Here is a 24,570-nt window from a genome sequence, read left to right on the forward strand (position 1 = left end):
AACCTATGCAGCTTCCCGGCCATCGGCAAGGGCGTGCACTCTTGAAGCGGCCCGCGCGGCATACTAAACACCGTCTAATTCACAGATCACAGGCGGAGAACCTGCATGTCTAGTCAACTGATGGCCGGTAAGCGCGGCCTCATCATGGGCCTGGCCAACGACAAATCCATTGCTTGGGGGATTGCCAAGGCCTGCGCCGATGCCGGCGCCGAGCTTGCCTTTTCCTATCAGGGCGAGGCGCTGAAAAAGCGGGTCGGCCCGCTGGCCGAACAGCTGGGCAGCGATATCGTCCTGCCGTGCGACGTCTCGGACGAGGCCTCGATCGACGGTTTGTTCGCCGAGCTGGAGGCCAAATGGGGCAAGCTGGACTTTGTTGTTCACGCCATCGGCTTTTCCGACAAGAACGAACTGCGCGGCCGCTATGTCGATACCAGCCGCAGCAATTTCCAGATGACCATGGACATCTCGGTCTTTTCCTTCACGGCGGTTGCAAAACGCGCCGAAAAACTGATGGGCGAAGGCGGCTCGCTGCTGACCCTCACCTATTACGGCGCTGAGCAGGTGATGCCCCATTATAACGTGATGGGTGTCGCCAAGGCCGCGCTGGAGGCCTCCGTCAAATACCTGGCCGAGGATCTGGGCAAGGACGGCATCCGCGTCAACGCGATCTCCGCCGGGCCGATCAAGACGCTGGCCGCTTCCGGCATCGGCGATTTCCGCTACATCATGAAGTGGAACGAATACAACTCGCCGCTGCGCCGCAATGTGACCATCGGCGATGTCGGCAACTCGGCGCTTTACCTGCTCTCCGACCTCAGCTCCGGCGTGACCGGCGAGAACCTGCATGTCGATGCCGGCTACCACGTGGTGGGCATGAAGGCGGTGGATGCACCGGACATTTCGAAGTAAAAACGTATACCGGGCCCGGGCTGCTGCCGGGCGCCGGCAAGCTGACGCGATCTCGCGGGGAGCAAGAAATATGACTGACCGTTTGCCGCACGAAAAAGGCTTTCACATCAGCTGGGACCAGATCCACCGCGACAGCCGCGCGCTGGCCTGGCGCCTGGACGGGCAAGGCCCCGGCAACGGCACCTGGCGTGCTGTGGTGGCGATCACCCGCGGCGGCATGGCGCCGGCCATGATCGTCAGCCGCGAGCTGGATATCCGCACCGTCGACACCATCTCCGTCCGGTCCTACCACCACCAGGCCCAGGGCGAGGCCGAGGTGCTGAAAGCGCCCGATGCCGATCTGATGGGCGACGGCGAGGGCGTGCTGATCATTGACGACCTGGTCGACAGCGGTAAAACCCTGGAACTAGTGCGCGAAATGTATCCCAAGGCGCATTTCGCCACCGTCTATGCCAAGCCCAAAGGCCGGCCGATGGTGGACACCTTCATCACCGAGGTGAGCCAGGACACCTGGATTTTCTTCCCCTGGGACATGGCCCTGCAATATGTGGAGCCCTACCGCGGCAAGGACTGACCCGGACCCGGCAGCAAGATCGGAAAGGCGCGCGTGACAGCGCGCCTTTTTCTTTGGCCGGACCCGGGCCGCCCGTTACCGCTTGAGCTGTCTATGCCGCCGTGCCAGACATAGGCCGGCGCCCGGTCCGGTGCGCCCGCCACCTCAGCCGCAGCCCGGAGCCGCTCATGCCCCTGCCCCGTACCCAAGCCACCTTTGTCTCGCCCATCGTCGAATCGCGCCGCTGGGTGGCGGGGGCCGCGTTTCCGCCGGACCGCCCGCTCTTGAACGTGAGCCAGGCCGCCCCGGCCGAGGCCCCGCCCGAGGGGCTGCGCCAGGCGCTGGCCGATGCCGCGCTGAACGACGTTTCTGCCCATCTTTACGGCCCGGTGCTGGGCAATGAGCCGCTGCGCCGGGCGCTGGCGCGGCAGATCTCAGGCCACTACCAGGCGGATGTGCGCCCGGAGCAGGTCGCCATCACCTCCGGCTGCAACCAGGCTTTTGCCGCCGCCATCGCCGCGCTTTGCGGTGAAGGGGATGAGGTGATCCTTCCGGTCCCTTGGTACTTCAACCATAAAATGTGGCTGGACATGGCGGGCGTCACCGCGGTGCCGCTGCATGTTGGCGAAGGCATGCTGCCGGACCTCGCGGCGGCCGAAGCGCTGATCACGGACCGCACCCGCGCTATCGTGCTGGTGACCCCCAACAACCCCTGCGGCGTCGAATACCCCGATGGCCTGGTGCAGGCCTTCTTCCGCCTGGCCCGCGACCGCGGCCTGGCGCTGATCGTGGATGAAACCTACCGCGATTTCGACAGCCGCGAGGGCGCGCCGCACGGGCTGTTCCAGGTGCCGGACTGGGACCGCACGCTGATCCATCTTTACTCCTTCTCCAAGGCCTACCGGCTGACCGGCCACCGGGTCGGCGCCATCGCGGCGTCTGAGGACCGGATGTTCGAAATGGAGAAGTTTCTCGACACCGTCACAATCTGCCCCTCGCAGCTGGGCCAGGCCGGCGCGCTTTGGGGGATCGAACACCTGCAGGACTGGCTCGCGGGTGAACGCGAGGAGATCCTGAGCCGCCGCGCCGCGATCGAAGACGGCTTCCCGGTGCTGGCAGACAAGGGCTGGAAACTGCTCGGATGCGGCGCCTATTTCGCCTATGCCGAGCACCCCTTCGACGCCCCGTCAGAGGAGATCGCTAAACGGCTGGTGGCCGAAGCTTCAATCCTGATGCTGCCGGGGTCCATGTTCATGCCCGCAGGCGACCCGGACGGCGCCCGCCAGTTCCGCATCGCCTTTGCCAATGCCGACCGGGCGGGCATCCGAACGCTGTTTGACCGCCTTGCGCGTTTTGAACCCTGATCATCCGGCAGTTTGATCCGCAACCGTCTTGCCCCTCTGCGGGCAGCCGCGTATTCAGTCAGCGGCATTTCCCGCTGCCAGGCAATCCCTTGCGCAGCAGAACAATAAAGAGGGCATCATGGCCGCAGGCATGAAAAAGCTATCCAAAACCTTTGTCTGGATCCTGATGGGGATGCTGATCGTCGGCCTTGCCGGATTTGGCGCGGTGAATTTCACCAGCTCCTCCTCCTCCGTTGCCCAGGTCGGCGACGAAGAGGTCAGCATCGGCAACTATGTGCGCGAGCTGCAGCGCGAACAGCGCGCCCTGCAGGCACAGACCGGGCAGGCGGTGACCATGGCGCAGATGACCGCCTTTGGCATGGACCGGATGGTTCTGGGGCGGCTGATCTCCCTGGCGGCGCTGGACCACGAATCCAGACAGCTGGGCCTGTCGATCGGCGATGAGAACCTGATCAAGGAACTGTCGGCCATTGATGCGTTTCAGGGAGTGGATGGCGGCTTCGACCGTGACGCCTACCGCTTTGCCCTGCGCAACGCCGGCCTGACCGAGAAGGAATTCGAAGAGGACCTGCGCCGCGAGGCTGCCCGCACGATGGTGCAGAACGCTATTCTGTCCGGTACCAAAATGCCCGAAACCCTGACCCGGACCTTGACTGATTTCATCGGCGCGCGCCGCAGCTTCTCTTACGTGCAGCTCGATGCGGCCGGCATCGCCCTGACGGCCGAGGTTCCTTCTGATGAGGAACTGAAAGCCTTTTACGAGGCCCGCCAGGACCAGTTCATGCTGCCGGAAACCAAGGTCATCACATATGCAGCGCTGCGCCCCGCCATGCTGCTGGATGAGGTCGAGGTAGACGAAACCGCGCTGCAGCAGCTGTTCGAGGACCGCGCCGACCAGTACCAGGTGCCCGAACGCCGCTTGGTGGAGCGCCTGGTTTTTGCCGATAAGGAAGCCGCCGCCAGCGCCAAGGCACAGCTGGAAACCGGCGGTGCCACCTTTGAAAGCCTGGTCGAGTCCCGCGGCCTGACGCTGCCGGATGTCGATATGGGTGACGTCACCATGGGTGATCTCGGCGCAGCCGGCACTGATGTTTTCGCTGCTGAGGTCGGCACCGTGGCCGGCCCCCTGCCCTCCGATCTCGGCCCGGCGCTCTACCGCGTGAATGGCCGCCTCGAAGCACAGATCACCACCTTTGAACAAGCTGAGCCGGAACTGCGCGAAGAGCTCGCCGCCGGCCGCGCCCGCCGCCTTGTCGAGTCGCAGGCCGAAGACATTGACGACATGCTGGCAGGCGGCGCCACCCTTGAGGAGCTGGCCACCGAGAACGGCCTGGAGCTTGTCCAGATCAAGTGGACCGAAGAGGCCAGCGACGGCATTGCCGCCTATGAAGGCTTCCGCGCTGCCGCCGCCGCTGTCACGGCTGAGGATTTTCCGGCCGTGGACTTCCTGACCGACGGCAGCCTGTTTGCCCTGCGGCTGGATGAGGTTCTGCCGGAACGCCCGGAACCCTTTGCTGGGGCCAAGGAGAAGGTCCTGGCCGCCTGGCAGCAGGACCGTCTGGCCAAGGCGCTGAAGGATCAGGGCGAGGACTTGCTGGCGCAGGCTGAACAGGCAGGCAGCTTTGCGGAAGACGCCGAGGTCAAAACCGAAACCGGCCTCACCCGCACCGCCTATATCGACACCGTGCCGGCCGAGCTGGTCACCAGTGTATTCGGCATGGAGGTCGGCGATTTCCGCCTGGTGCAGGACGCGGACTCGGCTGTTGTGGTGCGTCTAGATGCCATTCTGCCGCCGGAGCAGAGCGACGACATGACCCTGCTCACCCAGGCGCTGCAGGCGCAGCTGGACCAATCCCTGGCCGAGGAGCTGTTCCAGGCCTATGTGCAGGACGCCCAGGCCCGCGCCGAACCCCGTGTCGACCAGCAGGCGCTGAATGCAGCGCAAGCGAACTTCCAGTAACCAAGGCAAGCACCCATGGCCCTGACCCCCGATTTCGACACTTTCGCCAAGGCCTATGAGCGCGGCGAAAACCAGGTCGTCTACACCCGCCTTGCCGCCGACCTCGACACGCCGGTGTCGCTGATGCTCAAGCTGACCGGCGCCCAGAAGGACGCCTTCATGCTGGAATCGGTGACCGGCGGCGAGGTGCGCGGGCGATACTCGATCATCGGCATGAAACCGGATCTGGTCTGGCGCTGCCATGGGGAGCAGTCGGCCCTGAACCGCTCGGCGCGGTTTGATGCGGATGACTTCACCCCGCAGGACGGCAACCCGATGGACAACCTGCGGGCGCTGATTGCCGAAAGCAAAATTGACCTGCCCGACGATCTGCCCCAGGCCGCGGCCGGCCTCTTCGGCTACCTCGGCTATGACATGATCCGGCTGGTGGAGCATCTGCCGGACGTGAACCCGGATCCGCTGGGCCTGCCCGACGCGCTGATGCTGCGTCCCTCGGTCATCGCCGTGCTGGACGGGGTCAAGGGCGAGGTCACCGTGGTCTCTCCGGTCTGGTCCAGCGACGGTCAGACCGCCAAGGCGGCCTATGCCCAGGCGGCGGAACGGGTGATGGACGCGGTGCGCGATCTGGAACGCGCCATGCCCGCCGAAAGCCGTGACCTGGGTGACGCGCACGAGGCCGCGCCGCCGGTGTCGAACTTCACCAAGGAAGGCTATATGGCTGCGGTGGAGAAGGCCAAGGACTACATCCGCGCAGGCGATATCTTCCAGGTGGTGCCGGCGCAGCGCTGGACCCAGGACTTCCGCCAGCCGCCCTTCGCGCTCTACCGCTCGCTGCGGCGCACCAACCCGTCACCCTTCATGTTCTACTTCAACTTCGGCGGCTTCCAGGTGGTGGGCGCCTCTCCTGAAATTCTGGTCCGCGTCTTCGGGCAGGAGGTCACCATCCGCCCCATCGCAGGCACACGCCCGCGCGGCGCCACGCCTGAAGAGGACAAGGCGCTCGAGGCCGATCTGCTGGCCGATAAGAAAGAACTGGCGGAGCACCTGATGCTCTTGGACCTGGGCCGCAACGACACCGGCCGGGTGTCCAAGATCGGCACCGTGCGTCCGACTGAAAAGTTCATCATCGAACGCTACAGCCACGTGATGCACATCGTCTCCAACGTCGTGGGCGAGCTGGCAGAGGACAAGGACGCGCTGGATGCCTTCTTTGCCGGCATGCCCGCAGGCACCGTCTCCGGCGCGCCCAAAGTGCGCGCGATGGAAATCATCGACGAGCTGGAACCGGAAAAACGCGGCATCTACGGCGGCGGCGTCGGCTATTTCTCCGCAGGCGGCGACATGGACATGTGCATTGCGCTGCGCACCGCCATCGTCAAGGATCAGAACCTCTATATCCAGGCCGGCGGCGGTGTGGTCTATGACAGCGACCCGGAGGCGGAATATATGGAGACGGTCCATAAATCCAACGCCATCCGCCGCGCCGCGGCTGATGCCGCCCGCTTCACCGGCAGCGGCAACCGGTAACGCCGCCCCAAAGGCCCTCGCGCCGCTTCATCTTTCCGGAAATACTCCTCTTGGAGCCGACGGCGCCCGCTCAGGGGGCGCCGTTTCCTTTTGAAGGCAGCTGTGCCTCCAGGCTCGCCGAGACAGGCGCCAGCGCCACCCGGGCAGCCCGGTCCTGCAGGCCCCAGATCAGCAGCGCCGAGATCGTGTCAGGCCGCAGCCGGCCCAGCATGATCACCGCGCCCTCCTGCCCGGCCCGGAACGCGGCCTGATCCAGAAACCGCCGGATCGCTCTGGGGTTTTGGCCAGCGCCGTCAAAATCGCGGAACACCACGCCGGCGGGCACGCCATCGCGCAGCGCCAGTTTCTGCACCGTGTTCAGGCCGCTGTTCTGCGTCACCAGGCCATAGCCGGCCGAGGCCGCCATTGCCGCCACCTGGTCCGCCAGCGGCCGGTTGCCCTGCACCCCGGTTTCCACTCCTTCGAGAATGGCAACCGCCTCCGGCAGCCTGCTGCGCCAGACTTCCAGCGCCGTCTCCGCGTCCTGCGGCGTGGCAGCGCGCGGCAGGTCCGCCAGCATCAGCACCTCAAACCCGGCCGCCCGGCGCGCCGCCATCTTCGCCGCGGCATCCGGATCGTCAGGGTCGATGGCAAAGCTCAAGGGATAGGGGAACTCCGCCAGTGCCTCGGCGCCCACGGCACCGGCGTCATCAATCAGCACGATCGACATCAGCGGCCGGTCTTCCGGGTTATAGAAAGGTTCGGAGAACGCCACAAACGGCTGCGTGTCCAGCGGCTGCGATCCGGCCAGCGCAATCTCCTGCGCCTCGTCCCGCTCGGTCAGCGGAACCACCGGCGTGCCGATCCGCGGCGCCAGTGCCTCCTGCTGCGGCGCTTCTGTGTCTGGCGCTTCCTCTGCCGGCACAGCGTCATCATCGGCGCTGGCGTCTGGCACGGGCGGCGCCGCACCGATCACCGGCAGCGTGGTCGCCTGCGGCGCCGCGCCGATATCCGGTGCCGATACCGATGCCGTTGCCTGAGTGCCGGGAGACTGCTGAACCGGCGGCAGAGGTGCAGTTTCCTGAGGCGCAGCGGCGGCAGCCGTCTCTTCCCTTTCTGCCGGCTGTTCGGGCTCCGGCGCCGGGTCCGTTGCCGCTATCACAGCGGCCTCGCTGCCGGGCGGCGGCGGTGCCGCCGGCTGGGCCGCCTGCGGCTGGCCTTCAGGGCCGGCGTGTTCCAGTCCCGGTGCCGCCGCAGGTGCAGGGCTGCTGCCCTCCACCGCAGAGGCAGCAAGGCCGACCTCGGGTTTGCCTGCGGGCGCGGTGTCCGCTCCGGCCAAGGCGCTCAGGTCGTCGCTGGCGCCGGTTGCGGCCGGTCCCGCGGGCTGCGCTTCAACCAGATCGGCGTCGCGCCCCTGGCCGTTGCCGGGGACTTCGGCAGTCTCACTGCCGCCATCCGGCATTTGCGGTGCATCGCCAGGCTCGTGCAGAACCGGATCCGGCACGGCACCGGCGGTATCTTCCGCAGGCGGCTGTTCCGCAGGCTGCGGCACAGCCGCGACCGGATCTTCGCCCGGCTGGTCTTCCGGCCCGCTGACCGGCAGCGGCACCGACAAAGACAACATCGCCAGCCCGCCTGCGGCCAGCAAAGCTCCCACACTCACGCCGCCCAGAAATCCACGCATGCCTGTTTCGCCTCTCAATCCGTATTTCCGTGCTGCGCCATTCCGGCCTGCCTGGAGGGAACCTGTTACCGGCCCTCACCCGCATTCGCCTTTCCTGCCCTTGACGCTGCCCCGTATCCCTGAACATGTATGTTCCGACCACTATACTGCGGCGCGCCCCCGGCCCGCCACCCTTAAAAGAGCCCGCTACGATGCTGCTGCTGATCGACAACTACGATTCCTTTACCTACAACCTCGTCCATTATCTGGGCGAGCTGGGCGCGGAAATGGAAGTGCACCGCAACGACGCCATCAATGTGCAGGAAGCGATGGCGATGAGGCCCGCAGGCATCCTGCTGTCGCCGGGCCCTTGCGACCCGGATCAGGCGGGCATCTGCCTGGCACTGACCGAAGCGGCGGCCGAAACCGGCACACCGCTGCTGGGTGTTTGCCTCGGCCACCAGACCATCGGTCAGGCCTTCGGCGGCAAGGTGGTGCGCTGCCACGAAATCGTGCACGGCAAGATGGGCAAGATGCACCACAAGGACACCGGTGTTTTCAAAGGCTTGCCGTCGCCTTTTGAAGCGACGCGCTATCACTCCCTGGTGGTGGAGCGCGACAGCCTGCCGGATTGCCTGGAGATCACCGCAGAGCTGGAAGACGGCACCATCATGGGCCTGCAGCACAAGGAACTGCCGATTCACGGGGTGCAATTCCACCCCGAATCCATCGCCTCCGAGCACGGCCACGCGCTGCTGAAGAACTTCCTCGATGTCATGAAGGTGCCCGCATGAGTGACCGCCTGAAACCGCTCATCGGGGCTGCTGCCGAGCGCGCCCTGACCCGCGAGGAGGCCGAGACCGCCTTTACCCTGCTGTTCGAGGGCGAGGCAACGCCCAGCCAGATGGGCGGCCTGCTGATGGCGATGCGCACCCGCGGCGAAAGCGTCGATGAATACGCTGCCGCCGCCGCGGTAATGCGCGCCAAGTGCAACCCGGTGAAGGCGCCGGCAGGCGCGATGGACATCGTCGGCACCGGCGGCGATGGCAAGAACACCCTCAACATCTCCACCGCGACTGCCTTTGTGGTTGCAGGCGCAGGCGTTGTGGTGGCGAAGCACGGCAACCGCAACCTCAGCTCCAAATCCGGCACCGCCGACATGCAGTCCCAGATGGGAATTAACGTGATGGTCGGCCCGCAAGTGGTTGAAAAGGCGATCAATGAGGCCGGGATCGGTTTCATGATGGCGCCCATGCATCACCCGGCAGTGGCGCATGTGATGCCCACCCGGGCTGAGCTGGGCACCCGCACCATCTTCAATATTCTCGGCCCGCTTACCAACCCGGCCGGCGTCAAACGCCAGCTGACCGGCGCCTTCCGCCGCGAGATGATCCGCCCGATGGCGGAAACGCTTAAAACCTTGGGCTCTGAGCGCGCCTGGCTGGTGCACGGCTCCGACGGCACGGATGAGCTGACCATTACAGGCATCAGCTGGGTTTCCGCGCTTGAGGAAGACGGCAGCATCCGCGACGTGGAACTCCACCCCGAGGACGCGGGGCTGCCGGTGCATTCCTTCGACAAGATCGTCGGCGGCACCCCCGAGGAAAACGCAATGGCCTTCCGCGTGCTGCTTCAGGGCACGCCCTCGGCCTACCGGGACGCGGTGCTTTTGAACGCGGCAGCGGCGCTGGTTGTGGCCGGCAAGGCTGCTGATCTCAGGGAAGGTGTCGCACGTGCCGCCGAATCCATCGACAGCGGTGCCGCCAAAGCCAAGGTCGAGGCCCTGGCCCGCATCACCTCAGCCGCATGACAGATCTGCCTCCAGGGCTGGGCCGCTGGGCCGGCCTGCCGTTTTTCACGGATCACTGGCCCGGGATCGCCGCCGCGCTGAAAGAGGACCCGCGCGACATCCAGCCGCCGGCCCCTCAGCGGTTTGCCGCGCTGGAGCTGACCCAGCCGGAGGCCACCCGCGTGGTGATCCTGGGCCAGGACCCCTATCCGACGCCCGGCCATGCCCATGGTCTCGCCTTCTCGGCAGAACCGGACGTGCGCCCGCTTCCCCGCTCCTTATCCAATATTTACAAGGAGCTGGAGGCGGATCTTGGTGTCTCTCGCCCGAACGGCGACCTGCGCGGCTGGGCCCGCCAGGGGGTGCTCTTGCTGAACACCGCCCTGTCTGTTCCTGCGGGCGAGGCAAACGGCCACAAACACCTCGGCTGGCACCATCTGGTCCATCAGGTGCTGGAGCTGACGTCTGAACGCCCCACCGCATACATTCTCTGGGGCAATGCGGCGCAAAAGCTTGAAAAACATATTAAACCGGGCGATCACCTGATCTTGAAAACCGCCCATCCTTCGCCCCTGTCGGCGCGGCGCGGCTTCTTTGGGTCCCGGCCCTTCTCAAAAGTGAACAATTGGCTCGCCGCCCGCGGTGAAGCCGGCATAGACTGGAACGCATGAACGGAGGCGCTGGTATGACCCAAAACGTGCTGGACAAGATCAAGGCCTACAAGCTCGAGGAAGTGGCCGCCGACAAGGCCGCCAAACCGCTGGAAGCGGTCGAGGCCGAAGCGCGCGAAGCCTCCGCGGTGCGCGGCTTTGCCCAAAGCCTGATGCAGGCCAACCGCGAAGGCTACGGGCTGATCGCAGAGATCAAGAAAGCCAGCCCCTCCAAGGGCCTGATCCGCCCCGATTTTGAACCCGCGGAACTGGCCAAGGCTTACCAGGACGGCGGCGCCGCCTGCCTGTCGGTGCTAACCGACACACCCAGTTTTCAGGGCGCCAAGGAATTCCTGACCCAGGCCCGTAACGCCTGCTCCCTGCCCGCGCTGCGCAAGGATTTCATGTACGACACCTACCAGGTGGCCGAGGCGCGTGCTCTGGGGGCTGACTGCATCCTGATCATCCTGGCCTCCGTCTCCGACGACCAGGCGCAGGAGCTGGAGGAATGCGCCTTTGACTGGGGCATGGATGTGCTCTTGGAGGTGCATGACGCCGAAGAGCTGGAGCGCGCCTGCAACCTGAAATCGCCGCTGATGGGCATCAACAACCGCAATCTCAAAACGTTTGAGACCACGCTGGACACCACCCGCGAACTGTCGCGTATGGTTCCGGCTGACCGCACCATCGTCTGCGAGAGCGGCCTGTCCACGCCCGAGGATCTGGCCGACATGGCCCGCTATGGCGCCCGGACATTCCTGATCGGCGAAAGCCTGATGCGCCAGGACGACGTCGCCGCGGCGACCCGCGCGCTGCTCGCCAATCCGCTGACCCCCGGCATGATGTAAAGGAGGCAGCCGATGAGCCTCACCCATTTCGACACCAAGGGCGACGCCCATATGGTCGACGTCTCGGACAAGGCAGTGACTTCGCGCATCGCCACCGCCGAGGGCCACATCACCATGGCGCCGGAAACCTTTGAAATCATTTCCGAAGGCCGCGCCAAAAAGGGCGATGTTCTGTCGGTGGCCCGTCTGGCCGGCATCATGAGTGCCAAGAAAACGCCGGACCTGATCCCGCTTTGCCATCCGCTGCCGGTGACCAAGGTCGCGGTGGAACTGACGCTGGACCCGGACCTTCCTGGCGTCCGGATCGAAGCCACCGTCAAGACAACCGGCCAGACCGGGGTCGAGATGGAGGCGCTCACCGCCGTCTCCACCGCCGCGCTCACCGTCTATGACATGGCCAAGGCGGCAGACAAGGCGATGCAGATCGGCGGCATTCGCGTCACGCTGAAAGATGGCGGAAAATCAGGCAGGTACGAGGCATAAATGATCTCTGTCAGCGAGGCCCGCGCGCATCTTCTGGCGCTTGTTTCCAAGCTTGAGACCGAAGAGGTTCCCCTGGCTGAGGCCGCAGGCCGGGTGCTGGCAGAAGACATGCAGGCGCGCCGCGACCAGCCGCCGTTCTCCGCCTCCGCCATGGACGGCTATGCCGTCAACGCGGCTGAGGTTGAGATGCACGCCATGTTCAAAGTCATTGGCGAGGCCGCTGCCGGCCACGCCTTTGATGGCCGCGTTGGCGCGGGCCAGGCGGTGCGCATCTTTACCGGCGCCCCGGTGCCCGAAGGCGCAAGTTTTGTTGTGATTCAAGAGGATGTCACCCGTACCGGCAACCTCATCACCATTACCGGTGAGCCTGGCAGCAACCACAACATCCGCCCCCGCGGCGGCGATTTCACCGATGGCGAGACCGTCTCTGCGCCCCGCCTGCTGACAGCTGCCGACGTCGCCCTGCTGGCCGCAATGAACATCCCCAGAGTGCCGGTCACCCGCCGGCCCGAGGTTGCGCTGATCTCCACAGGGGATGAGCTGATGATGCCGGGCGGCACGCCCGGCCCGGACCAGATCATCGCCTCCAACACCTTCGGTCTCAAGGCGATGCTGGAGGGTTTCGGCGCCCGCGCCCGCATTCTGCCGATTGCCCGCGACACCGAAAACTCGCTGCGCACTGCTTTTGAGCTGGCTGAGGGCGCCGATCTTGTGGTGACCATCGGCGGCGCTTCGGTCGGTGATCACGATCTGGTCGGCAAAGTGGCCCAGGACGCCGGCATGGAGCGCAGCTTCTACAAGGTGGCTATGCGGCCCGGCAAACCGCTGATGGCGGGCCGGATGAATTCTGCCGCGATGGTGGGCCTGCCCGGCAACCCGGTGTCGGCCATGGTGTGCGGCCACGTCTTCCTCGCGCCGGTGATCCGCGCGATGCTCGGCCTGCCGGACACCGGCCAGCCGCTGCTAAGCGCTCCGCTGGCAGAGCCCCTTACTGCTAACGGTCCGCGTGAACACTACATGCGGGCCCGCGTTGAGGACGGCAAGATCCGCGCCTTCCCAGATCAGGACAGTTCGCTTCTTACGGTGCTGGCGGGTGCCAATGCCCTGCTGATCCGCCCGCCCGGCGATGGCGCTCGCGACGCAGGCGAACCCGTGCAATATCTGCCAATCTGAAACAGCTCTATCTTTGCAAAAACGCCCCCGCGTGTCGGGCGCGCCGCCGGTGCGTTCATTATCTGACACGACCGAAAGCGGCCATGTTGACACAAAACGTGAACATGCGTAGAACAAAAGAAAACATCTACACGAGGCGCGGAGGGAGCGGCGATGCTCACGAAAAAACAGCTGGATTTGCTGGAATTCATTCACAAACGCCTGCAGCGGGACGGCGTTCCGCCCAGTTTTGATGAGATGAAGGAGGCGCTGGATCTGCGCTCCAAATCCGGCATCCACCGGTTGATCACCGCGCTGGAAGAGCGCGGATTCATCCGCCGCCTCGCCCACCGCGCCCGCGCTATTGAAATCCTGCGCCTGCCCGAAAGCCTGGGCGGCACCTCCGAACCGCAGGGGTTCGCCCCCACGGTGATCGACGGCGGCCAGACCAGCCCTCGCGCCGCCGCTGCTGCCGCGGATCCGATGCGTCAGGCGGCAGTTGAGCTTCCGGTCATGGGCCGTATCGCGGCCGGCGTGCCGATTGAGGCGATCAGCCAGGTCTCGCACCAGGTCGCGGTGCCGGGCGGCATGATTGCCCCCAACGGCCAGCATTATGCGCTGGAGGTCAAGGGCGACTCGATGATCGAGGCCGGCATCAATGACGGCGACATCGTGGTGATCCGCGAAGCCGACACCGCCGACAACGGCGACATTGTGGTGGCGCTGGTCGAAGGCCAGGAAGCCACCCTGAAATATTACCACCGCCAGGGACGGACGATTGCGCTGGAAGCCGCGAACCCGGTTTATGAAACCCGGCACTACCCCGAGGATCAGGTGCAGGTCCAGGGCCGCCTCGTCGGGCTGATCCGCACTTACTGAAGCTGCGCCGGCGCGGCCAGCAGGCGGCGCAGGCGCCGGATTTCAGCCCCTTCCGGATACCATCCGCTCCACAGGCGCGCGCCGGTTGCGGCGCGGGCTGTCAGCAGGCCGCCATCGGGCCGGACCGCGATGCTGCCGGTCTGCCGCAGAATCCCAGGCGTCAGCAGCAAGCAGGTGCCGGGCTCCGGCTCAGCCTCCGTGGACACGATGATATCCCCCTCTTTACAAGCGCTTGCCTGCATAAGCTTACGTTTTCCCGGTGCATGAACCAGCCGGTAACCTTGGCCTTGCCAGACAGGCAGCTCGCCGTCCCAGGCCTGCCAGCGGGCCGCGGCCTCTGGCTGGGTGGCGGCATCGCCATCATTCTCCAGCCAGATCCCTGCCGTGAACCCCTGCCCCTTTGGCCGCGACAGGGCGCGCCCCTCCGACTCCATCACGCCGATCAGACCGCCGGAGCTGGCGATGATCACCGGCGGCCGCTCTGCTCCGCTCCAGAGCCACAGCGCTGCAGCTGCCGGCACCAGCCCCGCCAGCCGCAGCCGCCCGTGACAGATCACGGCAAACACCGCACCGGACGCAAACAGCGGCAGCACCGCAACGCCGGGCGCCGCCACCTGGGACACGGCGCCCTCAAACCCCGCCACGGTCTGCGCAACCACCAGAATCCAGTCCATCCCCCACCGCATAACCGAAAGCGCAACCCCTTCCAATCCAACGGGCGCCAGGCACAGCGCCAGCACTGCTGCCGGGATCACCACGGAGCCCATGACCGGCACTGCCAGCAGATTTGCAAAGAGCCCGTAATGCGGAACGGTGTTGAAATGCGCAGCTGCAAAGGGCGCGGTTGCGGCGCCTGCCACAGCAGAGGAGATCACCAGAGCCGCAACCGGCCGCAACCAGCGCGGACCCGGCGGCACCTCCCTGTCCCGCAGCGCGGCAAAGACCGCGACCAGCGCCGCCGTCGCGGCGAAACTCATCTGAAAACCGGGGCTGAGCAGGCTTTCGGGCCGCCGCAGCAGCACGATCAGCGCCGCCGCCGCCACCGCGCGCAGTGTGATCGCGCGCCGGTTCAGCAGCACCGCCCCCAGCATCACGGCGACCATGACAAAGGCCCGTTCCGTCGCCACATTGCCACCTGACAACAGCAGATAGCCCGCCCCGGCCGCCAATGCGGCCAGCGCCGCCAGTTTCTTGACAGGCCAGCGCAGGGCAACCGGCGGCACCAGGCAGAACAGCACCCGCACCGCAGCAAAGACAAAGCCGGTGAGCAGGCCCATATGAAGGCCGGAGATGGCCAGCAGATGCGCCAGGTTGCTTTTCCGCAGGGCCGTCAGCGTCTGCTCCCCGACACCGCTGCGGTCGCCGGCAGTGATGGCCGCGGCAAATCCGCCGGTCTCGCCCGGAATCCGCTGCTGGAGATAGCCCGCCATGGCGCGGCGCAAGCGCTCCACCGGAACGCCATCCCCCGGCGCTCCGGCCAGCAGGACCGGCGCCCTGGTATAGCCAAGCCCGCCCAGCTGCTTGAACCAGGCATGGCGGCGGAAGTCGAACCCTCCCGGCTCCGCCGGCCCCTGCGGCGGCAGCAGATGCGCGGTTGTCATCACCAAGGCGCCCGGCGGCGGCACCTGCTCCGGGCCTTTCAGGGAAATCCGCACCCGGGCCGGGGTTTTCACAGCCGGAACGCGGTCCAGCCGCACCTGGTCCAAGGTCAGCCGCAGCGCATCGGTCGGGGAACGGTCCACCGATACCACCCGGCCCTCAACCGGGCCGTAATAGCGGAAATCAAGAACCGGCGCCGCAACCCAGTGGGCGCGGGCGCCCGCCAGGCACAGGCCCGCCGCCGCAAAGGCCGGCGCCCAGAACAGGAACGCCAGCGGCCGCCGCTGCACAGCGCCCCATGCCAGCAGCAGTGAAACCGCGGCAAGACAGGCATAGACCGCCCATCCGGGTTCGCTTTTCAAACTGAAATAGGCCCCGATCCCGGTGCCCAGGAAAACTGGAACCCAGGGGAACAGATCCCCCCGCTGCGCCTGCAGCAGGTCTGCGATGGCTGCGCTCAGCCGCATGCTTGCCCCCCGCCTTCTGGCCCGGTAGACAGGCGGAAACTCTATGCCTCCCATGGTTTCCAAAAGGTAAATCCCGCACATGACCCAACCGGTTGTCACCCGTTTCGCGCCTTCGCCCACCGGCTTTCTGCACATCGGCGGCGCCCGCACCGCACTGTTCAACTGGCTGTATGCCCGCGGCCGCGGCGGCAAATTCCTGTTGCGGATCGAGGACACCGACCGCGAACGCTCCACGCCGGAGGCCACCGCCGCAATCCTGCAAGGCATGGCTTGGCTGGGCCTGGACCACGACGGCGAGGTGATCAGCCAGTTCGCGCGCGCGGACCGCCACGCCGAAGTCGCCCGACAGCTGCTGTCCGAGGGCAAGGCCTATAAGTGTTTTGCCACCCAGGAGGAAATCGCCGCCTTCCGCGACCAGGCCAAGGCCGAGGGCAAATCAACCCTCTACCGCTCCCCGTGGCGCGACGCGGATGAAGCCACCCATCCGGACGCGCCTTATGTGATCCGCATCAAAGCGCCGCAAAGCGGCGTTACCGTTATCAAGGACGAGGTGCAGGGTGATGTGACAATCCGCAACGATCAGCTGGACGACATGATCCTGCTGCGCTCCGACGGCACCCCGGTCTATATGCTGGCGGTTGTGGTCGATGACCATGACATGGGCGTCACCCATGTGATCCGTGGCGATGACCACCTGAACAACGCAGCCCGCCAGATGATGATCTATGAGGCGATGGGCTGGGACGTGCCGGTCTGGGCCCATATCCCGCTAATCCACGGGCCGGACGGCAAGAAACTCAGCAAACGCCACGGCGCCTTGGGTGCGCAGGAATACCAGGCGATGGGTTATCCCGCGGCCGGCATGCGCAATTATCTGGCGCGTCTCGGCTGGTCGCACGGCGATGACGAATTTTTTACGGACAGCCAGGCCAAAGAGTGGTTTAATTTCGACGGTATCGGCAAAAGCCCGGCCCGGTTCGACACCAAAAAGCTGGAAAACCTCTGCGGCCAGCATATTGCCGTTAGCGACGACGCCGCACTGCGGCAAGAAATCTGTGATTACCTGGCGGCTGCCGGGAAACCCGCCCTGACTGACGCGCAGTCACAAGGGCTGGAAGCTGCGATGTATTGCCTCAAGGACCGGGCCCGTACCTTCCCGGAACTTCTTGAAAAGGCGCATTTTATCCTTGCATCACGGCCTGTTGAACGGGACGCGAAGGCAGAAAAAGCGCTGTCGTCTGTATCCGATGGTATACTGGAAGAATTGACGCCGCAGCTGCAAAATGCTAGCTGGGTCCGTGACGATCTGGAGGCGCTTCTGAACGCATTTGCAGAAGCACATGATACCAAGTTCGGCAAACTGGCAGGCCCGTTGCGGGCTGCGCTTGCGGGCCGGGCGGTAACGCCTTCGGTGTTCGATATGATGCTGATTCTGGGCCGCGATGAAACCATCGCCCGGCTCAAAGACGCAACGGGCTGACTCCGGTCTTTACGCCGGGGTAAGCCTGCTTTGATACGACAACCCCTGCGCGAAACCGCGCAGGCGCTGCCCCGCATGAAGACGCCTGAACGGCAGCTTTCGTGCCTGTAACAGGAAGGGACATCCATGACCGAGACACAGAAATCTGCCACGCTCAGCCTGAATGGCGAAAACTACGAGCTGCCCATTTTCTCGCCAACGGCCGGGCCCGATGTTCTCGACATCCGCAAGCTTTATGCGCAGGCAGGCGTGTTCACCTATGATCCGGGCTTCACCTCCACCGCCAGCTGCGACAGCACCATCACCTATATTGATGGCGGCAAGGGCGAGCTGCTGCACCGCGGCTATCCGATCGACCAGCTGGCGTCGAAATCGCATTACCTGGAGGTCTGCTACCTGCTGCTCTACGGCGAACTGCCGACTGCCGCGCAGCTGGAGGATTTCGAGACCCGTGTGACCCGTCACACCATGGTGCATGAGCAGATGCACAACTTCTTCCGCGGCTTCCGCCGCGACGCGCACCCGATGGCGACCCTGGTGGGCGTGGTCGGCGCGATGTCGGCCTTCTACCACGACTCGCTGGACGTGACCGATCCCTGGCAGCGCGAGGTTGCAGCGATCCGGCTGATCGCCAAACTGCCGACCATCGCCGCGATGGCCTATAAGTACTCGATCGGCCAGCCCTTCGTGTACCCGAAGAACGACTTGGATTATTCGGCCAACTTCCTGCACATGTGCTTCTCGGTTCCGGCCGAGGAATACCACGTGAACCCGATCCTGAGCCGCGCGATGGACCGGATCTTCATCCTGCACGCCGACCACGAGCAGAACGCCTCCACCTCGACCGTGCGGCTGGCGTCTTCCTCCGGTGCCAACCCGTTTGCCTGTATCGCGGCCGGTATCGCCTGCCTCTGGGGCCCGGCCCACGGCGGCGCCAACCAGGCTTGCCTGGAAATGCTAAAGGAAATCGGCTCGGTTGACCGCATCCCTGAGTTCATCGAACGCGCCAAGGACAAGAACGACCCGTTCCGCCTGATGGGCTTTGGCCACCGCGTGTACAAGAACACCGACCCGCGCGCCAAGGTGCTGAAGCAATCCGCGGACGAAGTGCTGGAGCTGCTGGGCGTCGAAGACAACCCGCTGCTGCAGGTCGCCAAGGAGCTGGAGCGCACCGCGCTGCACGACGACTACTTCATCGAGAAGAAGCTGTTCCCGAACGTCGACTTCTACTCCGGCATCATCCTGGAGGCGATGGGCTTCCCGACCTCGATGTTCACCCCGATCTTCGCGCTGTCGCGCACCGTCGGCTGGATCTCGCAGTGGAAAGAAATGATCGCCGATCCGCAGAACAAGATCGGCCGCCCGCGCCAGCTGTACCTGGGCGAGACCCTGCGCGACTACGTCGACATCGAAAAGCGCTGAGCGCTGCTCGGACGGTAAGACAAACGCCCCGCACTGCGCGGGGCGTTTTTCGTTTGTCGGCAGTCTGGTCTCCGGTGTGCGGCAGGCTCTGTTCCAGACCCGCGGCCGTTCCACCCGGCCCAGCCAGGCAACAATTCCACCATGTTTCGCGCACTGTTTCTTCCGAAAGTTCAATATTTACGAGTATTTGACTAAATTCGCTCAGCCCCGTACTCACCTCATGAGTTTACTTGGTTCTGGCAGAGCGCTCCCCACGCGCACGTCATTGCAGAACGCCAGCTGCCAGGCGGCAACGGGATTGATGACATGGAACTTTTCATCTTGCTTGGGATTGGCCTGACCATTGGCGGTGTGGCCTTGGCGATGGACGACGATGATGACGGTGGCGCGAGCGAGCCGGACACTTCGGAGCCGCCGCAGACCGTCGAACCCGGCAGTACAACCACCGGGTCGGACGCTGCAGATGACTTGATTGGCACCGGCCAAGACGAAACCGCTTACGCCAGGGGCGGCAACGATATCCTTGAAGGCCGCGGTGGTGATGACCGCCTGTTCGGAATGGACGGGGCCGACATTCTGGTCGGCGGCACCGGCGACGACTTTATGCGCGGCGGAGCAGGCGATGACTATCTGATCGACAATGAAGGATCGGACACTCTGCACGGGGACACCGGCGATGACAGGATTATCACAACCAGCGGCATTGACGGCGAAGGAATTGTCGGCCTCTCGCGCGGGCTGGCTGACGGGTCCGTCACCGTCCTCAGCGGTCTGGCCGAATTTATTAACCCCGATACGGATCTTGACGGCGACGCCGACAGCGTGTCAGCCGGATACGGCGATGATACAGTAATCGCAGGGGATGGAGATACCGTCTCCCTTGGCGAAGGAAGCGACACCTTGGTGGTCGGAGATTGGATCGCGTCCGACGATGACCCCGTTATCGTGACGGATTTCGATCCCGCCGACGACCTGCTGATCTATTCTTACGACGGCGATGGGCTGCCGCCCAGATTGTCGGTTCAGACGGTCGGCGACGGCACCGGCGACGAGGGACAGGGCTCGGCGCTGCTCTTTGCCGACGATGTGTTCGTCGCGCGGATCCACGGCGCAGGAGGGTTGCTCACGGTCAGCGATGTCTCCATCGTTGACCGCTCGGAGGACGGATCGCTGTTTTCCTGATCCAGCGGTTCCGCACGACTGAAAACCTCTCAGCGCCCCTCGAACTTCGCGGGGCGTTTTTCCATGAAGGCTGTCACCCCTTCCAGGAAATCCCGGGTCTTGCCGCATTCCCCTTGCAGATGCGCCTCTTCCGACAGCTGCTCCATCAGGCTGCGGCCGGTGCTTTCGCGCAGGGCGGACTTGGTGGCGGCAAAGGCCTTGCTGGGGCCTTGGGCCAAATATTCGGCGCGCGCGCGCCAGCGGGTGCTGAACTCCGCGTCGGGCACCGCTTCCCAGATCATGCCCCAATCGCTGGCCTGCTGCGCGCTGATGCGATCGGCAAACAGCGCCGCACCCATCGCCTTGGCCATGCCGACCTGACGCGGCAGGAACCAGGTGCCGCCGGCATCAGGCATCAGCCCAATCTTGCTAAAGGCCTGCATGAAAAACGCGCTTTCGCTGGCAATCACCACATCCGCCGCCAGGGCCAGGCTGGCACCGGCTCCCGCTGCGGCGCCGTTCACCGCGGCCACAACCGGCACCGGGCAATTATAGATCGCTTCCACCATCGGCAGGTATTCGTCGCGCAGCGTGCGCTCCAGATCCAGGTCGCCCGCGCTGGAGGCATCGCTCAGGTCCTGGCCGGAGCAGAACGCATCACCTGCACCCGTCAGCACAACCGCGCGCGCCTCTGCCGAGGCCATTCGCACCGCATGGGTGATTTCCGAGCGCATCCGGCTGGTCAGCGCGTTCTTGCGGTTTGCGCGGTTCAGCGTGATGACCGCCAGCCCGTCCTCCAGCGTGAACAGGATTTCCTTGTAGTCCATAGGGGTGCCTCATGCAGATTGCGTCCCGCACGGCGCAGCGCCGGCGGGACCGTTTGACGCTATGGTGACGCAAAGCTTAGCCGCCGGAAAGACAGACCCGGCGTCAATCCTCCAGGATTTTGCGCAGCCGTTCCTGCTCTTCCGCGCTCAGCCCCTGCTCCGCCGCCCGGGGCGCCCGGGCGCGTCCGCGCAGATAGAAAAGCGCCATCACCAGCGCCGCCAGCAGCATCAGCGGCCCCGCCGCCCACAGCAGCCAATTGGCCCCGCTGGTGGTGGGGCGCAGCAGCACGTACTCGCCATAGCGGGCAACGATAAAATCCATCGCCTCCCGGTCGCTGTCGCCCGCCACCAGCCGCTCGCGCAGCAGCACCCGCAGGTCGCGGGCCAGTTCGGCGTTGGACTCGTCGATGCTCTCATTGCGGCAGACCAGACAGCGCAGGTCCTTGGAGAGCTCGCGCGCGCGCGCTTCCAGGGCCGGGTCCTCCAGGATTTCATCCGGCTCCACCGCCAGCGCGGGCGCCGGTGTGAACAGGGCGGCGGTCATCAGGGCCGCCAGGGCGACGATCAGAAAACGCATCCGTTTCATTCCGCAGGCACTCCCGCTGCCGGTGTCTTGCGCGCGCCCGCGGCCACACGGAAACGCCGGTCGCTCAGGCTCAAGAGCCCGCCAAGCGCCATCAGGATGGAACCCGCCCAGATCCAGTTGGCAAAGGGCTTGATATAGGTGCGCATGGTCCAGCTGCCGTCGGCCTGCTGATCGCCCAGCACGACATACAGGTCGCGTGTCACCCGGTAGTCAATCGCAGCTTCGGTGGTCGGCATCTTGGCCACCGGATAGTCGCGTTTCTCCGGGAACATCACCGCCTCGGGCCGCCCGTTGCGGGTGACCTCGACGCGGCCCTTGGTGGTGAAATAGTTCGGCCCCTGCTCACGGGTCACCTCCTGCAGCACCAGCGTGAAGGCGCCGACCTCAAACGGCTCGCCGATACGCGCCACGCGGATGTCCTCCTGCTCCCAGGCGGTCAGGCCCGCTATGGCAAAGATAGTGACGCCAAGGCCCGCATGGGCCGTGGCCTTGCCCCAATCCGCCCGCGGCAGCCGCAGCATCCGCTGCAGGCGGCCGGATTTTCCGCTGCGCATCCACAGATCCGCCAGCGCACCGAACACCACCCAGGACCCCAGGAACAGCCCCACCGGCCCCAGCGCCGAGCGCCCGGTCTGCATCGACCAGGCCAGCACGCCCAGCGACACCGCCAGCAGGAACACATAACGCAGCTGCCAGGCGGTGCGCCCGATCCGGCCGCGCTTCCACGGCAGCATCGCGCCGACGGGAAGCAGCAGACCCAGTACCACCATGAAGGGGGTGAAGGCCGAGTTGAAGAACGGCGGCCCGACGCTCAGCTTCCGGTCCAGCAGCATCTCGGCCACGATCGGCCAGATGGTGCCGAAGAACACCACGAAACAGCTGACCGCCAGCAGGATGTTATTGGCCACCAGCGCGCTTTCGCGGCTGATCATGCCAAAGACGCCCTTGGCCTCCATCGCCTGCGCGCGCGCAGCAAACAGGGTCAGCGCGCCGCCGGTGAAGAAGGCGAGGATGAACAGGATGAAGACGCCCCGCTCCGGGTCGTTGGCAAAGGCATGCACGCTGGTGATCACGCCCGAGCGCACAATGAAAGTGCCGATCAGCGAGAAGCCGAAGGCAAGGATCGCCAGCAGGATGGTCCAGCTTTTCAACGCCTCGCGCTTTTCCACCACGATGGCGGAATGCAGCAGCGCAGCGGCCAGCAGCCAGGGCATGAAGGAGGCGTTTTCCACCGGGTCCCAGAACCAGAAGCCGCCCCAGCCAAGCTCGTAATAGGCCCACCAGGACCCCAGCGCGATGCCGATGGTCAGGAAGATCCAGGCAGCCAGCGTCCAAGGCCGCACCCAGCGGCCCCAGGCGGCATCCACCCGGCCTTCGATCAGGGCCGCAACGGCAAAGGAAAACGCCATGCTGAGGCCCACATAGCCGAGGTAGAGGAACGGCGGATGGAAAGCGAGGCCCGGGTCCTGCAGCAGCGGATTGAGGTCCTGCCCGTCAAATGGCGGCACCGTCAGGCGCAGGAACGGGTTCGAGGTGAACAGGATGAAAGCGAAAAACGCCACGCCGATCGCGGCCTGCACGGACAGCACACGGGCCTTCAAGGTCGGCGGCAGCCCGCCGCCAAAGACTGAGGCCAGCGCCCCGAACAGGCTGACGATCAGCACCCACAACAGCATCGAGCCCTCGTGGTTCCCCCAGGTGCCGGAGATCTTGTACAGCATCGGTTTGGCCGAATGGCTGTTCAGCGTCACCAGCTTCAGCGAGAAGTCTGAGGTGATGAAGGCCCACATCAGCGCGCCAAAGGAAAACGCGGTGAACAGGAACTGCGCCTGCGCCGCCGGTTCCGCGACGGCCATCCAGCCGGGCCAGCGTTTGTGGGCGCCGATCAAGGGGATAACGGCCTGCACGATGGCTATCATGAAGGCGAGAATTAGGGCGAAATGTCCGAGTTCTGTGATCATGTGCCGGTGTGTCCATGCATGCTCTGTAGGGATGGGTTCCCTATACGCTTCTCTGCCGGCAGGGCCAATGGCAAACGCCGCGCCATGCCGCCGCAGAAAGCAAAATGTGATCAGCCGCGGCGCGCTTTCCAGGCTTCCAGCGCGGGATTGTTCTCTGCCGCGGTGGCGTCCAGCCGCGCCACGACATCGGTGCTTGTGGCGGCGGCGGCAGGGGCATCCGCCCTGAGCCGCTCCAGCGCGGCGATGTTTTCCGCCACCTCGGGCACCCGCGTCATGCTGGCGGCCAGCCCCTGCTGGAATTCCTGGCTTTTCACCTGATGGCGGGCGCCGAAATAGAAAGAGACAATGACCCCCAAAAGCCACCACAGCGGCTCCGGCACCAGCGCCAGCCCTTGCATTCTTGCAGCAAACCAGACCGGATCGCTAAGAGATGCGCCTATCAGTGCAAGAGTCCCAAGCGCCAGCAAGGGGCGCGGCAGACGGTTCACCCCGTCCATGAACCGGTCAAACCGGCTTTTGCCGCCATACTGAAACTCCGCCGCCAGCTGGCTGAGTGCAGCGCTTTGCATATCGTGCGCGCGGGCGGCGCCGGCCTCAGCGTTTTCGCGAAAGACTTCAAGCGTTTCCCGCAAGGCATTGCTCTGCCGTCCAAAAACCAATCCAAACACATCCGCGATCAGCCCCATGCCGCCGTCCTCCGCTGAAACTCCTGCTGGCTGAGGCGGTAGGCGGGCGAGATGAACTCCTCAGCCCGGGTGATCCAGCCGCCCTTGCCGCCAGAACGGGTGCGCGCGTATTTGCGGCTGGCCGGACGCCGGTCCGCCAGGCGGAAGTAATAGTTGCGGCGCGCCACCCCGTAGGCGTCGCGCAAGGTTTCCGCACCGACCTCCGCCGCCTGCGCCGCCGCGCCTGCGGTCTGCGGGCCGATGGTGCCATCAACCGCCACGGCATAGCCCATGTCGCGCAGCAGCCGCTGCAGAATGCGCACCGCGTTGCTGCCCGCGTTCACATACATGTCAAACACCGACGCCTGCAGACAGGGCGGCAGGCTGGCGATCCGCGGTGCCTCGAAATAATGGCGGATGAAGATCTCCACCGCCTGCGCCTGGCTCACGGCCTTCACGTCCTGAACACTCACGGCGCCATCTCCGGTCAGATCCAGCCCCAGCCGCCGCAGCGTGCCGATGGTCACGCCGTGTTTGGTGGCGCCGCCGGGATCATCCGGATCATTCACAAACCCGCCTTCGCGCGCCACGATCTGTTGTGCTATTTCCTGAACGCTCTGCATGTCACCTCACCACTTCCAACCGG

Annotated in this window: 22 protein-coding genes; 15 read left to right on the forward strand and 7 right to left on the reverse strand. The window is 65.2% G+C overall.

Annotated elements, in window-relative coordinates; translation table 11 throughout:
* Positions 1 to 105: 105 nt before the first annotated feature.
* From fabI to trpE, 5 genes are all read left to right on the forward strand, one after another.
* A complete protein-coding gene (gene fabI, locus ACTRWG_RS00955) occupies positions 106 to 909 on the forward strand; it encodes an enoyl-ACP reductase FabI (RefSeq protein WP_027237684.1) in 804 nt (267 codons plus the stop codon).
* A 70-nt stretch (positions 910 to 979) separates the two neighbouring features.
* Positions 980 to 1,483 (forward strand): xanthine phosphoribosyltransferase, encoded by a 504-nt coding sequence (gpt, locus tag ACTRWG_RS00960; RefSeq protein WP_027237685.1) that lies wholly within the window; start codon positions 980 to 982, stop codon positions 1,481 to 1,483.
* A gap of 167 nt (positions 1,484 to 1,650) precedes the next feature.
* Positions 1,651 to 2,826 (forward strand): aminotransferase, encoded by a 1,176-nt coding sequence (locus tag ACTRWG_RS00965; RefSeq protein WP_027237686.1) that lies wholly within the window; start codon positions 1,651 to 1,653, stop codon positions 2,824 to 2,826.
* 118 nt (positions 2,827 to 2,944) lie between these two features.
* The gene (locus tag ACTRWG_RS00970; protein ID WP_027237687.1) at positions 2,945 to 4,786 is read left to right on the forward strand and encodes a peptidyl-prolyl cis-trans isomerase; all 1,842 of its coding nucleotides are present in this window, start codon (positions 2,945 to 2,947) and stop codon (positions 4,784 to 4,786) included.
* A 15-nt stretch (positions 4,787 to 4,801) separates the two neighbouring features.
* The gene (gene trpE / locus ACTRWG_RS00975) at positions 4,802 to 6,313 is read left to right on the forward strand and encodes an anthranilate synthase component I (RefSeq protein WP_027237688.1); all 1,512 of its coding nucleotides are present in this window, start codon (positions 4,802 to 4,804) and stop codon (positions 6,311 to 6,313) included.
* A gap of 70 nt (positions 6,314 to 6,383) precedes the next feature.
* Here the strand turns inward: trpE and ACTRWG_RS00980 are convergent, their stop codons facing one another.
* A complete protein-coding gene (locus ACTRWG_RS00980) occupies positions 6,384 to 7,976 on the reverse strand; it encodes a divergent polysaccharide deacteylase family protein (RefSeq protein WP_027237689.1) in 1,593 nt (530 codons plus the stop codon).
* A gap of 191 nt (positions 7,977 to 8,167) precedes the next feature.
* On the opposite strand from ACTRWG_RS00980, the gene ACTRWG_RS00985 reads away from it, so the two are divergent.
* The 7 genes from ACTRWG_RS00985 (at position 8,168) to lexA (ending at position 13,756) form a co-directional block, all read left to right on the forward strand.
* Positions 8,168 to 8,749, forward strand: coding sequence for an anthranilate synthase component II (locus ACTRWG_RS00985; protein WP_027237690.1), 582 nt, complete (start codon positions 8,168 to 8,170; stop codon positions 8,747 to 8,749).
* Positions 8,746 to 9,765: an anthranilate phosphoribosyltransferase gene (trpD, locus tag ACTRWG_RS00990; protein WP_027237691.1), complete on the forward strand. Its 1,020-nt coding sequence runs from the start codon at positions 8,746 to 8,748 to the stop codon at positions 9,763 to 9,765. The genes ACTRWG_RS00985 and trpD overlap by 4 nt, the downstream gene beginning before the upstream one ends.
* Positions 9,762 to 10,415, forward strand: a complete 654-nt coding sequence (locus ACTRWG_RS00995; RefSeq protein ID WP_027237692.1) for a uracil-DNA glycosylase — start codon at positions 9,762 to 9,764, stop codon at positions 10,413 to 10,415. Before trpD ends, ACTRWG_RS00995 begins: the two co-directional genes overlap by 4 nt.
* A 14-nt stretch (positions 10,416 to 10,429) precedes the next feature.
* The gene (trpC, locus tag ACTRWG_RS01000; RefSeq protein WP_027237693.1) at positions 10,430 to 11,242 is read left to right on the forward strand and encodes an indole-3-glycerol phosphate synthase TrpC; all 813 of its coding nucleotides are present in this window, start codon (positions 10,430 to 10,432) and stop codon (positions 11,240 to 11,242) included.
* 12 nt (positions 11,243 to 11,254) lie between these two features.
* Complete coding sequence (gene moaC, locus ACTRWG_RS01005; protein ID WP_027237694.1) at positions 11,255 to 11,725, forward strand: cyclic pyranopterin monophosphate synthase MoaC; 471 nt, start codon at positions 11,255 to 11,257, stop codon at positions 11,723 to 11,725.
* A complete protein-coding gene (locus tag ACTRWG_RS01010; protein WP_462828835.1) occupies positions 11,726 to 12,898 on the forward strand; it encodes a molybdopterin molybdotransferase MoeA in 1,173 nt (390 codons plus the stop codon). It begins immediately after the preceding gene.
* A gap of 153 nt (positions 12,899 to 13,051) precedes the next feature.
* Positions 13,052 to 13,756, forward strand: coding sequence for a transcriptional repressor LexA (lexA, locus tag ACTRWG_RS01015; RefSeq protein ID WP_259969449.1), 705 nt, complete (start codon positions 13,052 to 13,054; stop codon positions 13,754 to 13,756).
* Here the strand turns inward: lexA and ACTRWG_RS01020 are convergent.
* Complete coding sequence (locus ACTRWG_RS01020; protein ID WP_462828836.1) at positions 13,750 to 15,822, reverse strand: ComEC/Rec2 family competence protein; 2,073 nt, start codon at positions 15,820 to 15,822, stop codon at positions 13,750 to 13,752. The two genes, lexA and ACTRWG_RS01020, sit on opposite strands and share 7 nt — an antisense overlap.
* A 79-nt stretch (positions 15,823 to 15,901) precedes the next feature.
* Here ACTRWG_RS01020 and gltX point away from each other — a divergent pair, with 79 nt between their 5' ends.
* From gltX to ACTRWG_RS01035, 3 genes are all read left to right on the forward strand, one after another.
* Positions 15,902 to 17,302 carry a glutamate--tRNA ligase gene (gltX, locus tag ACTRWG_RS01025; protein WP_462828837.1) on the forward strand — a complete coding sequence of 467 codons (1,401 nt, stop codon included), beginning with the start codon at positions 15,902 to 15,904 and terminating at the stop codon, positions 17,300 to 17,302.
* A gap of 126 nt (positions 17,303 to 17,428) precedes the next feature.
* Positions 17,429 to 18,724, forward strand: a complete 1,296-nt coding sequence (locus ACTRWG_RS01030) for a citrate synthase (protein WP_027237699.1) — start codon at positions 17,429 to 17,431, stop codon at positions 18,722 to 18,724.
* Positions 18,725 to 19,030: 306 nt separating this feature from the next.
* Positions 19,031 to 19,906 (forward strand): calcium-binding protein, encoded by an 876-nt coding sequence (locus ACTRWG_RS01035; protein WP_462828838.1) that lies wholly within the window; start codon positions 19,031 to 19,033, stop codon positions 19,904 to 19,906.
* A 29-nt stretch (positions 19,907 to 19,935) separates the two neighbouring features.
* On the opposite strand, the gene ACTRWG_RS01040 is transcribed toward ACTRWG_RS01035, so the two are convergent.
* The 5 genes from ACTRWG_RS01040 to ACTRWG_RS01060 all read right to left on the reverse strand — a co-directional run bounded on the left by ACTRWG_RS01040 (position 19,936) and on the right by ACTRWG_RS01060 (position 24,547).
* On the reverse strand, positions 19,936 to 20,712 hold the full coding sequence (locus ACTRWG_RS01040; RefSeq protein WP_027237701.1) for an enoyl-CoA hydratase-related protein: 777 nt from the start codon (positions 20,710 to 20,712) through the stop codon (positions 19,936 to 19,938).
* Between the two features lie 103 nt (positions 20,713 to 20,815).
* Positions 20,816 to 21,298, reverse strand: a complete 483-nt coding sequence (locus ACTRWG_RS01045) for a cytochrome c-type biogenesis protein (protein WP_027237702.1) — start codon at positions 21,296 to 21,298, stop codon at positions 20,816 to 20,818.
* Entirely contained in the window at positions 21,295 to 23,259 is a 1,965-nt protein-coding gene (locus ACTRWG_RS01050; protein WP_259972467.1) for a heme lyase CcmF/NrfE family subunit, read from the reverse strand. Before ACTRWG_RS01050 ends, ACTRWG_RS01045 begins: the two co-directional genes overlap by 4 nt.
* Before the next feature lie 110 nt (positions 23,260 to 23,369).
* Positions 23,370 to 23,945 (reverse strand): holin family protein, encoded by a 576-nt coding sequence (locus ACTRWG_RS01055; protein WP_462828839.1) that lies wholly within the window; start codon positions 23,943 to 23,945, stop codon positions 23,370 to 23,372.
* On the reverse strand, positions 23,936 to 24,547 hold the full coding sequence (locus ACTRWG_RS01060) for a holin-associated N-acetylmuramidase (protein WP_462828840.1): 612 nt from the start codon (positions 24,545 to 24,547) through the stop codon (positions 23,936 to 23,938). The genes ACTRWG_RS01055 and ACTRWG_RS01060 overlap by 10 nt, the downstream gene beginning before the upstream one ends.
* Between the last annotated feature and the right edge of the window lie 23 nt (positions 24,548 to 24,570).

The sequence above is a fragment of the Leisingera sp. G5_S3_59_S7 genome, from assembly GCF_054968485.1.